The sequence below is a fragment of the Methylomicrobium lacus LW14 genome (assembly GCF_000527095.1).
GTDB lineage: Bacteria > Pseudomonadota > Gammaproteobacteria > Methylococcales > Methylomonadaceae > Methylomicrobium > Methylomicrobium lacus.
Genome location: NZ_AZUN01000001.1, coordinates 3,140,506 through 3,154,895, shown reverse-complemented (window position 1 = coordinate 3,154,895; position 14,390 = coordinate 3,140,506). Strand labels below are relative to the sequence as shown.

Genomic DNA, 14,390 nt, shown 5'->3' with positions numbered 1-14,390 from the left:
AACAAGATATAAAAAAATTCCCGGCCGCATGTGAGCAAGCGCACAGACAAATCAGCGCCTGACAGGAGACAGGAACAACCTCAGCGCACGGTTTTGCATCCTGTGGAAAAATCAACCGTAAAATCCGGCGCGCTCGCTCAAGCCTTCGCGGCGATATCAAAACCGCTGTCACAATAGGGCCTATCGCCACGCAAATCGCTGAAAGTGCAATGCAAACAACCCCATTGTGTTATACAATGAGCGATTTCGAAACGACCCGCCGGGCAACCGGCAGCACTTAAGTAGATCAGCTATGCGATGTCCGTTTTGCGCGGCGCAGGATACGCGCGTTCTGGATTCCAGATTAACGAATGAAGGCGACCAGGTTCGCCGCCGCCGCGAATGCACGGTATGCAAGGAACGCTTCACGACCTTCGAAGTGGCCGAGCTGACCCTGCCGCGCGTGGTCAAGCGCGACGGCAGCCGCGAGCACTTCGACGAAAAGAAGCTGCGCTCCGGCATGCTGAAGGCGCTCGAAAAACGCCCGGTCAGCGGCGACGACATCGAAATGGCGCTGAACCGGCTCAAAAAGGAGCTGATGAGCTCCGGCGACCGCGAGATCTCCGCCCAGCAGCTCGGCGAAAAAGTCATGCACGAACTCAGCCATCTCGATCACGTCGCCTATGTCCGCTTTGCCTCGGTTTATCGCAGCTTTCAGGATGTCAGCGAATTCACCGACATGATCAAGCATCTGCAAAAAAAATAGATGGCTTCCGCAAGCGACCGGGATTATCGCTACATGGCCAGGGCGCTGCAACTGGCCCGCAACGGCCTCTATACCACGCATCCGAATCCGCGCGTCGGCTGTGTACTGGTGCAGGGCGATCACATCATCGGCGAAGGCTGGCACGTCAAGGCCGGCGACGATCATGCCGAAATCGCGGCGCTCAAGCATGCCGAAAACGCTCAGGGCGCGACCGCTTATGTCACGCTGGAGCCGTGCAGCCATCACGGCAGGACGCCGCCCTGTGCCGATGCTTTGGTCAAGGCCGGCGTCAGCAAGGTCGTGGCGGCGATGCAGGACCCGAATCCCTTGGTGGCCGGCAACGGCCTGAAAAGGCTTCGGGAAGCCGGCATCGAAACCGTTTGCGGCGTATTGAAAGACGATGCGCGCCGCCTGAATCGCGGCTTCATCCAACGGATGACCCTGGGCCAACCCTTTGTGCGCAGCAAGCTCGCGATGAGCCTGGACGGACGCACCGCGCTCGCTTCCGGCGAGAGCCAATGGATCACATCACACGCGGCCCGGCAGGATGTGCATCGGCTACGCGCGCAAAGCTCCGCGATTCTGACCGGCATCGACACCGTGCTGGCCGACGATCCGGCGCTGACCGCGCGCATCGACGCAGACGTTCTGCAGCCGCTCAGGATCGTGCTGGATTCGCAGCTGCGGATGCCGGCAGGCGCGCAACTGGCGAAACTGCCGGGGCGCAGTCTGATTTTGACATGCAGCGAAGATCGGCACAAAATTGCCGCATTGGAGAACGCCGGCTTTGAAATTCATCATCTGGGCGCCAAAAACGGCCGGATCGATTTGCAGGCGCTGATGCCGTTTTTGGCCGGCCTGCAAATCAACGACTTGTTCGTCGAAGCGGGCCCGACCCTGAACGGCGCCTTGCTGGCCGAGAAGCGGGTCGATGAATGGATTGTCTATATGGCACCCTGCGTATTGGGCGACCGGGGACGCGGTTTGTTTAATCTGAACATCGAAACGATGGCCGATAAGAAAACCTTGAAGCTGACCGACGTCAGACAGGTCGGGCCGGATCTGAAATTGACCTACACCGTTTTTTAAATAAACACTCGCTTATTCCATGTTCACAGGCATCATCTTGGCAGTCGGCAAAATCACCGCGATCGAGCAACAGGCCGGCGATTGCCGCCTGACCATCGACACCGGCAAGCTTTCGCTGCAAGACGCCGCGCTCGGCGACAGCATCGCGGTAAACGGCGTCTGTCTGACCGCGATCGCGCTCGGACCGCATTCGTTTTCGGCCGACGTCTCGAACGAAACCCTGTCCCGCACCAGCCTGAAAACCGCCACGGTCGGCTCGCCGGTCAATCTCGAACTGGCGTTGACGCCTCAGGCGCGGCTCGGCGGTCATATCGTCAGCGGCCATGTCGACGGCCTCGCGACGGTCATCGACAAAAAACCGGATGCGCGCTCGGTGCGCTTCAAGTTCAAGGCGCCGGACCATTTGGCCAAATACATCGCCGAAAAAGGCTCGGTCTGCCTCGACGGGATCAGCCTGACCGTCAATGAAGTCGACGGCAACGTTTTCGGCGTCAACATCGTGCCGCATACACTGAAGGAAACCACGCTCGGTTTTGCAGGCCCCGGAACCCTCGTGAATCTCGAGGTCGACCTTCTGGCCCGCTACCTGGAACGGCTGATGCTCGGCCAAAAAGCCGAGCCGGAACAAAAAGTCACCCTCGACCTCCTACAACGCAGCGGTTTTTTAGGCTGAAACGCTCACAGAATCCTATGAATACGATCGAAGAAATCATCGAAGACTTACGCCAGGGCAAGATGGTCATCATCATGGATGACGAGGACCGCGAGAACGAAGGCGACCTGGTCATGGCAGCCGCGTTTACCCGCCCCGAGGACATCAACTTCATGGCGCGCTACGGCCGCGGCCTGATCTGCCTGACGCTGACCAGCGAGCGTTGCCAGAAGTTGCGCCTGCCGTTGATGACCAATGAAAACAAAACCGCGCATTCGACCAACTTCACCGTGTCGATCGAAGCCGCGACCGGCGTCACGACCGGCATCTCGGCCGCCGACAGGGCGCGCACGGTCCAATGCGCGGTCGCGCCGGAGGCGAAACCGGACGACCTGATTCAGCCCGGCCACATCTTTCCATTGATGGCCAAATCGGGCGGCGTCTTGAACCGGGCCGGCCATACCGAAGCCGGCTGCGATCTGGCGCGCCTGGCCGGCGTAGAACCTGCCGCGGTGATCGTCGAAATCCTGAACGACGACGGCACGATGGCCCGCCGTCCCGATCTCGAAAAATTCGCCGCCGAGCACAACCTGAAGATCGGCACGATCTCCGATCTGATCCACTACCGTATTCAGCACGAAAACACGCTCGAACGGATCAGCGAATGCCAGCTGCCGACCGAGTTCGGCGATTTCAGGCTTTATGCCTACCAGGACCGCAACGACAACAACCTGCATCTGGCGCTGGTGATGGGCAATGTATCCGGCGACGAACCGGTACTGGTCAGGGTGCATGCGCGCAATCTGCTCGACGACCTGTTCGCGTCCAAACGCAACGCCAGCAGCTGCTCGATACGCGCGGCGATGCAGAAAATCGCCGAAGCAGGGCGCGGCGTGCTGGTCGTGATCCGGCGCAGCGAAGACAGCAAAGCGCTGGTCGAACTGATCCATCGCTATCAATTGCAGGACAACGGCATCCACGTCAACGACGACGAATTCGAGGCGCCCGACTGGCGCATGACCGGCACCGGCGCGCGCATCCTGGCCGATCTGGGCGTACACAAATTGAAAGTCCTGGGCGCGCAGAAAAAATATGTCGGCCTGTCGGGCTTTGATTTGGAGGTTTCCGAACACGTCGGCAGCGGACCTGCGAACGAGGCCTCTTAGCCTCACTTTCTTAAACCCTGAGCGAGCAGGGCTTTTTTAAACAGACGTATTCTCGCGACGAGCTTACGCACGCATGGCCTCTGTCTGCCGGCGTATTTCACTTTAACAGTGCGGATTTTCTATGAGCATTACCACGTTTGAAGGCAATTTTTCGGCGGAGGGCGGCAAATTTTGCATCATCGCCTCCCGTTTCAACAGCTTTATCGTCGAGCAACTCGAAGCCGGCGCGATCGATACCCTGGTTCGCCATGGCGCGAATAAAGCGGACATCCATCTGGTCAAGGCGCCCGGCGCCTTCGAATTGCCTTTGGTCGCGCAGCGCGTCGCCGCTTCGCAAAAATATCACGCGATCATCGCGATCGGCGCGGTGATTCGCGGCGGCACCCCGCATTTCGAATATGTCGCGGGCGAATGCGTGAAGGGCCTCGCCGGCGTTTCGTTGCAATACAACGTACCGGTCAGTTTCGGCGTCTTGACCGTCGACACGATCGAACAGGCGATCGAGCGCGCCGGCACCAAGGCCGGCAACAAGGGCGCCGAAGCGGCCCTGTCCGCGATCGAAATGGTCAGCCTGTTCAACCGGCTGGACAACTGATGAGTCAGGCCCGCACCAATGCCCGCCAAGCCGCTGTCCAGGCTTTGTACCAATGGCAAATGAGCGGACACAATCTCGGCGAAATCGAACGCCAGTTTCTCGAAGACGGTCGTCTGAAAGATGCGCAGAAAAGCTATTTCAACGAGTTACTGTTCGGCATTCCGAAAAACCTGGATACGATAGACCAGCTGTTGGCCGAATTCGTCGACCGCCCGATCGACAAGATCGATCCGGTCGAACGGGCGATATTGCGGATCGGCGTTTACGAACTGGAACACCGCCCCGACATGCCGTACCGGGTGATCCTGAACGAAGGCATCAATCTGGCCAAATGTTTCGGCGCCGACGGCAGCCATAAATATGTGAACGGCATTCTCGACAAAGTCGCACAGAAGAAGCGCGCCGCGGAAATCAAAAAGAAGTAAGGATTACTGCCGCAAGACGGGGTTTGCAACCCCGTCTTCACGTTTGCCGCAACCACCCTATCCGAAGCATTCTAAAAACCAGAGGACGGGGCAACATGCCCCGTCCGGCGGACTTTCCGCTTACACCTTAGTTCTTGATTTATGCCCCTCTCCGAATTCTCGCTGATCCGACGCTTTTTTACCGAGCAAAAAATCAGCAACCCGAGCACCCGGCTCAGTATCGGCGACGATTGCGCCTTGCTCTCGATTCCCGAAGGCTGCGAACTCGCGATCACCGCCGACACGATGGTCGAAAACGTGCATTTCTTTGCCGGCACCGATCCGAAGCAGCTGGGCCATAAATTGCTGGCGGTGAACCTCAGCGATCTGGCCGCGATGGGCGCGAAACCCTTGTCGGTGACGCTGGCCCTGACCCTGCCCAGAGTCGACGAAGCTTGGCTGAGCGCTTTCGCGGACGGTTTTCTGGCGCTCGCGACCCGTCACTCGGTCGATCTGATCGGCGGCGACACCACCTCGGGCCCCTTGACGCTGACCGTACAGGCGATGGGCCTGGTGCCGAAAGGCCAGGCCTTGAAACGATCCACCGCCCGGCCCGGCGACCTGATCTATGTCACCGGCAACTTGGGCGATGCCGGCCTCGGCTTGAAAATCCGTCAAGGCTACCTCTGCGATCGGCCGGAGAAGGCCTTGCGGCGTTTTGATCAGCCGGAACCCCGGTGTAGCGAAGGCCTGGCCTTGCGCGGCATCGCCAATGCCTGCATCGACATCTCGGACGGACTGGCCGGCGACCTCGGTCATATCCTCGAACAAAGCGGGGTCGGCGCCACGATAGACTGGGATGCATTGCCGGTGTCGACGGAGGTACAGGCCTATTGCGATGCGACCGGCGACTGGCGGCTGCCGCTCTCGGCCGGCGACGATTACGAACTGTGTTTTACGGTCAGTCCCGAAAAAGCTTCATCCTTGCCGTTCGACTGTCATAAAATCGGCGTAATCGAGACGGAGCCGGGACTACGGCTCTATAAAGCGGGAACGACACATTCATTAAAGGCACAAGGCTATGAACATTTTTCATAAATCAGGACTCGGTCAGAACCAACTGACCGCCAGACAGATCATGACCGATCCGGCACTGTTTCTGGCCTTCGGTTTCGGCTCCGGCCTCGCCAAAAAAGCGCCCGGTACCTGCGGCACGGTCGCGGCGATTCCGCTGTACTGGCTGATTATTCAGGCCGGCCTGCCGATCTACAGCCTGCTGACTATCGCCTCGACCGTTGCCGGCATCTGGATTTGCGGCATCGCCGCGGACAAACTCGGCGAACACGATTTCGGCGGCATCGTCTGGGACGAAGTCGCCGGCTACCTGATCACGATGTGGCTGGTGCCTTTTTCCTGGCAGGCGGCGCTGCTCGGCTTCGTGCTGTTTCGAATCTTCGACATCATCAAGCCCTGGCCGATCAAGTGGATCGATCAGAAAGTGCAAGGCGGCCTCGGCATCATGCTCGACGACGTGCTGGCCGGGGTATTCGCGGGCGCGCTGCTGTGGATCGCGGCGCAGCAGGGCTGGGTCTGAACTTTAGGTCATCGATCATGACGGACAATGCCGCCACAGAAAGCATCCTGAATATCGCCCATCGCGGCGCGCGCGCCTTTGCGCCCGAAAATACGCTCGCGGCGTTCGCCAAGGCGCAAACCTTCGGCTGTCAGATGATCGAACTGGATGTACATCTCTCCAAGGATCGCGAGATCATAGTGCATCACGACGATAATTTGGTTCGCTGTACCGACGTTAAAGACAAATTCCCGGAGCAACCGAGTTATTTCATCTCCGATTTCTATTACGAAGAGATCGACCAGCTCGATGCCGGCGGATGGTTTGCAAGAGAGCTCAATTTGCCGGCCGCGGACCGGCAATACTTCCTGCAAAGCCTGACGCCGGAAGAATTCGCGCATTACCTCAGCCCCGATGATCTCGCGCATTATGCGTCCGGCGCGATCAAAGTTCCGACGCTCGGACAGACGCTCGAACTTGCCCGAAGCCTAGATCTCCGGGTCAACATCGAACTGAAAATGCTGCCGCGCATGTATCCCGGCTTGACCGACGCGGTAATCGATCTGGTCGAGGCCATGGCGATGCAGGCCGATGTCTTGATCTCGTCATTCGATCACGAACAATTGCGGCGGGTACGCGAGCGTTCGCCAGACATTGCGACCGCGGTGTTGACCAACGAACGCCTGGCGTTGCCGGGCGACTATCTTCAGCGCATCGGCGCCGACGCCTTGCATCCGGGCACCGATCCTTTGGGGCTCCAGTCGCTGACGCGCAGCCTGGATGCCGACGCGATCGCAAGCGTGCGCAAGTTGGGCAAAGGCGTGAATGTCTGGACCTGCAACGACAAGGACGACATGCGGCAACTGCTTGCGGCGGGCGTAAGCGGTCTGATTTCGGATTATCCGAATCGCGTCCGCGAGGTTCTCGATGAATTAGTTGTTTAATTCCCCATCTAACTTCTGTCCATTAGAGGGATAACTTAGCATGGAGCGATTAAATCCGAGGCATTCCGCCAGGAGGTTGACTGATGAAACTAGAATTTCACGGCGCCGATCAAAACGTCACCGGTTCCTGCCATCTGCTGGAAGCCGCCGGCAAGAAGCTATTGATCGATTGCGGGCTGTATCAGGGCAGCCGGGAGTTGGATGAGGAAAATGCCGAGCCTTTCGGCTTCGATCCGGCCAGCATCGATTACCTGTTATTGACTCACGCTCATCTGGATCACTGCGGACGCATCCCGCTGCTGGTCAAGCAGGGTTTTACCGGTGAAATCATTACCACGGCGGCATCCTGTGAATTAGCGCGCGTGGTGTTGCTGGATTCCGCGAAGCTGATGGAAGATGAAGCCAACTATAAAACGAAAAAAGCCGCCCGGCACGGCAAAAAAGAGCCGATTGAACCGCTTTATAATGTCGTAGATGCACTGAACTGCTTTGGTTTTTTCGGCCGGTCTGTAAATTACAATCAACCTGTAATTCTCAATGAAGGGATTCAGGCGACCTTCATCGATGCCGGACATATACTCGGTTCCGCCTCCATCGTGCTGGATATCGAACAGCAGGGGCGGCAGCACAGGATTCTGTTTTCCGGCGATCTGGGTTACAGCGGCCGGGCCATCATCAAAGATCCGGAGACGCCTCCGCAAGCCGATATTGTGGTGATGGAAACCACCTACGGCGACCGCCTGCATAAACCCTTGGAACCGACGCTGGAAGAATTCTATTCGGCGATTCGCGGCACCCTGGCCAAAGGCGGGAATGTGATCATTCCCAGTTTTGCGCTGGAACGCGCGCAGGAGATGCTTTATTACTTGCGCGAAGGCATTGAACAGGGCCTGCTGCCGTCCTATCTTCCGGTTTTTCTCGATTCGCCGATGGCGATTTCCGCTACGCAGATTTTTCAACGCCACCCCGAATGTTTCGATAAGGAAACCAGTGCAACCTTAACCTCGGGCCGGGATCCGTTTATGTTCCCCGGTTTGCATTTTTCCAGGGAAACGGCGGATTCGATGGCGATTAATCAATTCGTCGGCGGCGCCGTGATTATCGCCGGTTCCGGCATGTGCACCGGTGGCCGGGTCAAGCACCATCTTAAACACAATCTTTGGGGGAGGAACAATGCGATCATCTTTGTCGGTTTTGCGGCCTACGGGACTTTGGCGCGCCAGATTGTGGACGGCGCCGAAGAAGTTAAAATCTTCGGCGAAGAAATTCCGGTCAACGCCAGCATTTATACGATAGGCGGGTTCTCCGCTCACGCCGATCAGGCGGAATTACTGGCCTGGCATCAAAAAACGGGCAATCCGAAGACGACTTTCCTGGTGCATGGCGATAAAGACGCCATGCCGGTATTCGCCAACAAACTGCAGAATACTCGGGTCGAAATACCCGCTTTGCATCAGCGCTATAATCTGGAAGACTGGCTTTGATCCTGACTGATTCCTCAAGGTGACCCCAATGCATTCGAATCCAAGCATCAACGGTGACCCATTCCTGGCGGCCGCCATAGCCGAGGCCGAAACCGGGCTCGCGGAAGGCGGCATCCCGATCGGCTCCGTGCTCGTTCATCAAGGCAGGATCATCGGCCGAGGCCATAACCGCCGCGTCCAGAAAGGCAGCGCGATCCTGCACGGAGAAATGGATGCGCTCGAGAATGGCGGCCGCTTGCCGGCGTCGGTGTACACGGAGAGCGTCCTGTACACGACCCTTTCACCCTGCGCGATGTGTACAGGAGCTATCCTGCTTTACCGTATTCCTCATGTGATCGTCGGCGAAAACATCACCTTCATGGGCGAAGAGGAGTTGCTGAGAAGCCGGGGTGTCAAAGTCGACGTACTCCAGGACGCCCGCTGCATCGAGATGATGAAACAGTTCATTTCGGAGAATCCGACGCTTTGGAACGAGGATATCGGAGTGTAATCCGGCTCACCAATCCAGGCTATGATCACTGACCAGTATTTTGGGTTCGAGCATTTCCATCATGGCATATTTCGGACCTTCCCGACCCATCCCCGAGTCTTTGATGCCTCCGTAAGGCATATGATCGGCGCGGAAACTCGGCACTTCGTTCACGATGACCCCGCCGACACGCAGGTTCTGAAAAGCATAATGGATTTTCCGGCTGTCGAACGTAAATACGCCGGCTTGCAAGCCGAAGTCCGAGGCATTGACGGCCGCTACGGCGGCTTTGAAATCGGTAAACCGTTCGATCACCACGGCCGGCGCAAAGGCTTCCAGTGCGCAGACTTTCATCGCCGGATCGGTGCCGGTCAAAACCGTCGGCGCATACAAACTCCCTCGACGCGTTCCGCCCGCCAATAGCGCCGCCCCGCCGGCAACGGCTTCCCGCACCCAGGATTCGATGCGCAGGGCATGATGCTCGGCTATCATCGCGGAAAAATCGGTGTCCGGTTGTTCCGGGTCGCCGATGACCCATTTTTCCATGGCCGCCAGAAAATGGCTAACGAACGGTTCGAAGACCGACTCTTCGACATAGATCCGCTGAGTATGGATGCACGATTGGCCTGCGTAACTAAAACCGCCACTGACCGCTTTCGCGGCGGCTAGCGCAACATCGGCATCTTTATCGACGATCAACGCCGCATTACCACCCAGTTCCAGCAGCACTTTCTTTTTGCCCGCCTGTTGTTTCATTTTCCAGCCGTTTTCCGCCGAGCCGGTGAAACTGAGCAGACTAAAACGCGGATCGGTCACCAATCGATTGCCGATGTTGCGATCCATCGGCAACACAGACAAAGCGCCTTTCGGCAGGCCGGTGCGGTCGATAATTTTGGCCAGCGCCAGCGCCGTAATCGGCGTTTTCGAAGCGGGCTTTACGACGATCGGACAGCCGGCGGCGATCGCCGGGGCGATTTTATGCGCGACCAGATTCAACGGAAAATTAAACGGTGTAATCGCGGCGACTACGCCGACCGGAAAATATTTGACGATAGCGTCTTTTCGCGCGCCGGAACGGTGCCAATCGATGCTGAGGACTTCGCCCGGCAAGCGTTTGGCTTCTTCGGCGGCGGTCAGAAAGGTCTGCGCCGCGCGTTCGATTTCGCCGTGTGCGGTCTTGAGCGGCTTGCCCGCTTCCCGGGCCATGATGACGGCCAGTTCGCCTCGGTTTGCAAGAATGCCTTGTGCAATTTCGGTCAGAATCCGAAAGCGTTCGTAAACCGGCAAGTCCTGCATGGTCTGGCGCACGGCGCAGGCGGCGGTAGCGGCCGTTTCATAATCATCCGCCCCGGCGGTAAAGGTTTTATAAACGCATTGTTGCGTATAAGGGCTGATGACATCCAGAGGATGGACCGTGGTTTTAAAGCTTCCCGCAACGTAAATCGGATAAGGGGATTGCTTAATATCTGTCATGTGCGTTTGTCCTCATGAAAAATCTCTTGTAACTTTGCAGTGGTAATCTCCGCTTACCTTTAGCAACGTCAGACCTCCCTCCATCGGCATCCATCGGATATGGCAAACCACTGTCAGTGATAAAACGGAGCTTCATGCTGCGTTAAGTTGTGAAATGTCTACCTTACTGGATTAGCGGTCTGACGCATTTCCCTGCCAAATCATCGATAACTGGAGTAGAATTATTGCATTGAACCATCTTTAATACTATTGCGCGCAACCAATGACACAGGCGATGATCAATCCGGATATCCTTAGCTGGGCGCGGCATCGTGCCGGTCTGGATGTGTCTGGTCTTGCCCGCAAGTTGAATGTTGACGAAGAAAAACTGACCGCATGGGAGCAAGGGGAAACTCGACCGACCTTTAAGCAGGCTCAGAACTATGCCCACCACACTCACATACCGTTCGGTTATCTTTTTCTTAAGCAGCCTCCGAAAGACGAACTGCCTATTCCCGATCTACGCACTGTAGGCGATCGTACTCCGGAGGAGATAAGCATCAACTTACGCGATACCATCAAGGATGTCCTTCAACGCCAGCTTTGGTACCAGGAATATCAAAAGGAAAGAGGTACAGGCGGGGTTGTCGTGGTGGGTCGTCAGTCCGTGCAGACTCCGGTATATACTATCGTTGCCGACATGAAAACTCATTTAGGCTTAAAACCTTGGCCGGAACGAGGAAGTTGGGAAGACTATACGCGCGACTTGGTCGCTCGAATTGAGTCTTTAGGCGTTTTGGTCATGCGTAGCGGGATGGTGGGCAGCAACACACGCCGCTTGTTGAATGTTGACGAATTCAGAGGATTTGCGATTGCTGATTGGTTTGCTCCAGTCATCTTTATCAATACAGCTGATTGTCCCGAAGCCCGATTGTTTACCTTAATTCACGAATTGACTCATATCTGGGTGGGAGAATCCGGTATATCTGATGCAAATCCTCGAAGCCAAGGCAAAGTAGAGCAATTGTGTAATGCCGTTGCGGCGGAATTTCTTGCACCTGAAATTGAGTTTTACGCTTTTTGGAAATCCGATACCGACAATTGGAAAATCAACTTGCCCTTCTTGTCTAGCCATTTTCATGTCAGCCAATGGGTAATCGCCCGTCGGGCATTTGAGTTAAGCCTGATCACTGATGGTGAGTATTGGACTTATGTAAACAAGCTGCAGGCCGATTACAAAGCGCGGGAAAAAGAAGGCTCACCGACTTACAACCGGATGCAAATGAGTAAAGTCAGCAAACGTTTTGCGCAGGCCGTTGCCAGTGAGGCATTAAGTGGCCGTATGCTACTTCGGGAAGCTTGGCAGTTGCTTGGTGTTAAACCCGACAAACTGGCAGCTTTTGCACATAAGGAGCTCAGAATTTGATTTATCTGCTGGATGCCAACGTCTACATTGAAGCCAAAAACCGCTACTATCGCATGACTGTTTGTCCGGGATTTTGGGAATGGATGGACTTACAATTCACTTTCGGTCATTTAGGCAGCATCCGCATGGTTTTCGATGAACTTAGCAAAAGTGGGGATGAACTCTCGGAATGGGTGAAAGCTCGTCAACCTCACTTTATTGAAGTAGATGATGGAGCAACACAGGAAGTATTCGCTAAAATTGCACAATTTGTGGTGGAGTATCCCGACTATACGGAACCTTATACCAGTAGCTTTCTTGCGGTTGCTGATCCTTGGTTAATCGCCAAAGCCAAAATATTGGGCGCGACCGTGGTGACGCATGAGGTGCCTGTCCCTCCTGGCAGTAAGAAAGTAAAGGTTCCGAATATTTGCCGAGAGTTTGGCGTCGATTTTTGCAATACCTTTGATCTGCTCGAGTCGATGACAGCGCAGTTCGTGCTGCGTAATTGATAGCTTTCTTGTCACACGTAATATGATGTGACGTAAGGGACCATATCGTTCACGATTTCATACGGCTCATTGAAGGCAAATGCAAAATGCTCAATACTTGCCACAATGCTCATTCTCTTGCGGCGGCAAATAAGGCCCCGCCAAAAAGCCGTTGTCGACATTGTAGATCATGCCGTGGTTCGCCGTCCGCGATAAGTCATGGGTAAAATCGCTGACATTGCCGATCATTTGGGTGACTGCCGCGGCGATCAACATCGCGATCGGATCGCCGCCTCCGCCCGAACCCTGGCTGACCGCTTGCGTTCCGTGCCAGATGACTTGGCCCGAGACGGTGTCGATCAATTGCGCCGTGGCCCTGATCGTCGTAACCGACTGGACCACGACATATTTTTGTCCCCATTCCTCGATCGTGACATAAAGCACCGCGTCCGCGCCGATGATGTCGCGGATTTTTTTGAGCGCGACGCCATGCATCTCTTCCGCCGACGGCAGGCCGTTTTCTTTCATATACGCATCGACCACGGCCACCGGGTACACATAATAGCCGCACTCGGCCAAAGGCCGGGTAATCGTCGATAAATAGCTGTACGGCGCGTTCACGTCGGTCGTCTGGTTCAAGGGCGGCAGCACCAGAATCGAGCGCGGACGGTGGCTGCGAAACAACGAATAATCGAACGGCGGCGTGGCTGCGCAACCGGTGATCGTGATCAACAGCAGGGCAAGCCAGCATTGCAAAATCGGATGGACGGATTTCATTTTTTTAACCTGCCTAGCATGCCGTCAACAAAGGTCGCCGACTCCGGAAACAGCTTTTTCTCGGTTTCGAATTCGAGCACGGCCGCGTGCGTATCGCTCTGCAAAAAATACAAATAGCCAAGATGCGCATGCAGTCCGGGCGGCACGGGCTTGCCCGCCTCGCCCGCCTTGCCGATGTCTTCGCGGAGTTTGGCGATCTGAGTCGCAGGATCGGCCGAGCCGGGCTCTGCATACATCTGATAGATCAGATCTTCGTACTCGCCCCAATAATAGAGTGACGGCGCGGGAGCGCAGCCCGATAACGCCAGAAAGCAGAACGCCAATCCTAACGGCTTAACGATGGTCGCCATTGGCCGTGCTCCATGCCTTCGATCAAACGGTTGACCGCCTCCATGATCGCAAGATTCAGCACCTTGCCGTTCAGCGTCGCATCGTAGCCGGCCTGCGAACCGAAACCGATCACTTCGCGGTTGCTCAGCTCATATTCCCCGGCGCCCTGCACCGAATAAATGATCTTCGAGGTTTTGACATCGACCACATTCAAAGCGACCTTGGTATAGGCGACTTGGGTTTTGCCGTAGCCGAGAATGCCGAACAGTTGCGTATCGCCGGTCGTGCGCCGGCCGAATTCGGTCACATCACCGGTCAACACCACCTCGGCGCCTTCCAGTTGCTGCTCCGCACCTCTGATCTTGGCTTCCTGACCGATCTCTTCCATGTTTTCCCGATCGACCACATCAAAGCGTCCTGATTGCTGTAGATGCGTTTTCAGAATCGTCTTGGCCTGGCTGCCCAATTGATCGAAGCCGTCGGAGAATATGCCGCGCATATAGGCAGAACGGTTTTGGAACTTGCCGACAGTCAGAACATGCTTGACGCCCTGATAAGCGGTCATCGAAGACGGCACGGTTTCCGGCGTCAATGCCCGATGCGATTCGCTCGCACAGCCTGACAGCAATGCCAACAGCAAGGGAAAAATAAAGTACCAAACCCTTTTTTTGTCATTCAGTAACGGCGACATAACATTTATCCTGAGTGTTGTTGAGTTATTTTCTATTAGACCATTTGGCTAGGAGTATATCCATTCGGAACATTAACGCTCGAAGAGAACAGAGGAAGCGAACACGCCTTACGACATCGTAAC

At 56.0% G+C, this 14,390-nt stretch carries 17 protein-coding genes; 13 read left to right on the top strand and 4 right to left on the bottom strand.

Features of this window, described 5'->3' with window-relative positions:
* The first annotated feature begins 292 nt into the window (after positions 1-292).
* From nrdR to METLA_RS0114550, 11 genes are all read left to right on the top strand, one after another.
* Entirely contained in the window at positions 293-745 is a 453-nt protein-coding gene (nrdR, locus tag METLA_RS0114600; protein WP_024299252.1) for a transcriptional regulator NrdR, read from the top strand.
* A complete protein-coding gene (gene ribD, locus METLA_RS0114595) occupies positions 746-1,834 on the top strand; it encodes a bifunctional diaminohydroxyphosphoribosylaminopyrimidine deaminase/5-amino-6-(5-phosphoribosylamino)uracil reductase RibD (RefSeq protein ID WP_024299251.1) in 1,089 nt (362 codons plus the stop codon). It abuts the gene before it with no gap.
* Between the two features lie 19 nt (positions 1,835-1,853).
* Positions 1,854-2,507, top strand: a complete 654-nt coding sequence (locus METLA_RS0114590; RefSeq protein WP_024299250.1) for a riboflavin synthase — start codon at positions 1,854-1,856, stop codon at positions 2,505-2,507.
* 17 nt (positions 2,508-2,524) lie between these two features.
* On the top strand, positions 2,525-3,652 hold the full coding sequence (gene ribBA, locus METLA_RS0114585; RefSeq protein ID WP_024299249.1) for a bifunctional 3,4-dihydroxy-2-butanone-4-phosphate synthase/GTP cyclohydrolase II: 1,128 nt from the start codon (positions 2,525-2,527) through the stop codon (positions 3,650-3,652).
* A 121-nt stretch (positions 3,653-3,773) separates the two neighbouring features.
* The gene (ribH, locus tag METLA_RS0114580; RefSeq protein ID WP_024299248.1) at positions 3,774-4,247 is read left to right on the top strand and encodes a 6,7-dimethyl-8-ribityllumazine synthase; all 474 of its coding nucleotides are present in this window, start codon (positions 3,774-3,776) and stop codon (positions 4,245-4,247) included.
* Complete coding sequence (nusB, locus tag METLA_RS0114575) at positions 4,247-4,672, top strand: transcription antitermination factor NusB (protein WP_024299247.1); 426 nt, start codon at positions 4,247-4,249, stop codon at positions 4,670-4,672. The genes ribH and nusB overlap by 1 nt, the downstream gene beginning before the upstream one ends.
* A gap of 141 nt (positions 4,673-4,813) precedes the next feature.
* Complete coding sequence (gene thiL / locus METLA_RS0114570) at positions 4,814-5,749, top strand: thiamine-phosphate kinase (RefSeq protein WP_024299246.1); 936 nt, start codon at positions 4,814-4,816, stop codon at positions 5,747-5,749.
* Complete coding sequence (locus METLA_RS0114565; protein WP_024299245.1) at positions 5,733-6,245, top strand: phosphatidylglycerophosphatase A family protein; 513 nt, start codon at positions 5,733-5,735, stop codon at positions 6,243-6,245. Before thiL ends, METLA_RS0114565 begins: the two co-directional genes overlap by 17 nt.
* 17 nt (positions 6,246-6,262) lie before the next feature.
* Positions 6,263-7,168: a glycerophosphodiester phosphodiesterase gene (locus METLA_RS0114560; RefSeq protein ID WP_024299244.1), complete on the top strand. Its 906-nt coding sequence runs from the start codon at positions 6,263-6,265 to the stop codon at positions 7,166-7,168.
* An 83-nt stretch (positions 7,169-7,251) separates the two neighbouring features.
* Positions 7,252-8,652 carry an MBL fold metallo-hydrolase RNA specificity domain-containing protein gene (locus METLA_RS0114555; protein WP_024299243.1) on the top strand — a complete coding sequence of 467 codons (1,401 nt, stop codon included), beginning with the start codon at positions 7,252-7,254 and terminating at the stop codon, positions 8,650-8,652.
* Positions 8,653-8,680: 28 nt separating this feature from the next.
* The gene (locus METLA_RS0114550) at positions 8,681-9,142 is read left to right on the top strand and encodes a nucleoside deaminase (RefSeq protein WP_024299242.1); all 462 of its coding nucleotides are present in this window, start codon (positions 8,681-8,683) and stop codon (positions 9,140-9,142) included.
* Between the two features lie 6 nt (positions 9,143-9,148).
* Here METLA_RS0114550 and METLA_RS0114545 read toward each other — a convergent pair whose 3' ends face one another.
* Entirely contained in the window at positions 9,149-10,594 is a 1,446-nt protein-coding gene (locus tag METLA_RS0114545) for an aldehyde dehydrogenase family protein (protein ID WP_024299241.1), read from the bottom strand.
* 274 nt (positions 10,595-10,868) lie between these two features.
* Between METLA_RS0114545 and METLA_RS0114540 the strand changes: the two genes are divergently transcribed.
* Positions 10,869-11,999 (top strand): XRE family transcriptional regulator, encoded by a 1,131-nt coding sequence (locus tag METLA_RS0114540; RefSeq protein WP_245598804.1) that lies wholly within the window; start codon positions 10,869-10,871, stop codon positions 11,997-11,999.
* Positions 11,996-12,490: a DUF4411 family protein gene (locus tag METLA_RS0114535; protein WP_024299239.1), complete on the top strand. Its 495-nt coding sequence runs from the start codon at positions 11,996-11,998 to the stop codon at positions 12,488-12,490. Before METLA_RS0114540 ends, METLA_RS0114535 begins: the two co-directional genes overlap by 4 nt.
* Before the next feature lie 90 nt (positions 12,491-12,580).
* Here the strand turns inward: METLA_RS0114535 and METLA_RS0114530 are convergent, their stop codons facing one another.
* Genes METLA_RS0114530 through METLA_RS0114520 form a run of 3 tightly spaced genes read right to left on the bottom strand, consistent with a single transcriptional unit; the run spans position 12,581 to position 14,267 of the window.
* Positions 12,581-13,246, bottom strand: coding sequence for a DUF799 domain-containing protein (locus tag METLA_RS0114530; RefSeq protein ID WP_024299238.1), 666 nt, complete (start codon positions 13,244-13,246; stop codon positions 12,581-12,583).
* Positions 13,243-13,596 (bottom strand): DUF4810 domain-containing protein, encoded by a 354-nt coding sequence (locus METLA_RS0114525; protein WP_024299237.1) that lies wholly within the window; start codon positions 13,594-13,596, stop codon positions 13,243-13,245. Before METLA_RS0114525 ends, METLA_RS0114530 begins: the two co-directional genes overlap by 4 nt.
* The gene (locus METLA_RS0114520) at positions 13,572-14,267 is read right to left on the bottom strand and encodes a CsgG/HfaB family protein (RefSeq protein ID WP_024299236.1); all 696 of its coding nucleotides are present in this window, start codon (positions 14,265-14,267) and stop codon (positions 13,572-13,574) included. Before METLA_RS0114520 ends, METLA_RS0114525 begins: the two co-directional genes overlap by 25 nt.
* Positions 14,268-14,390: the final 123 nt, after the last annotated feature.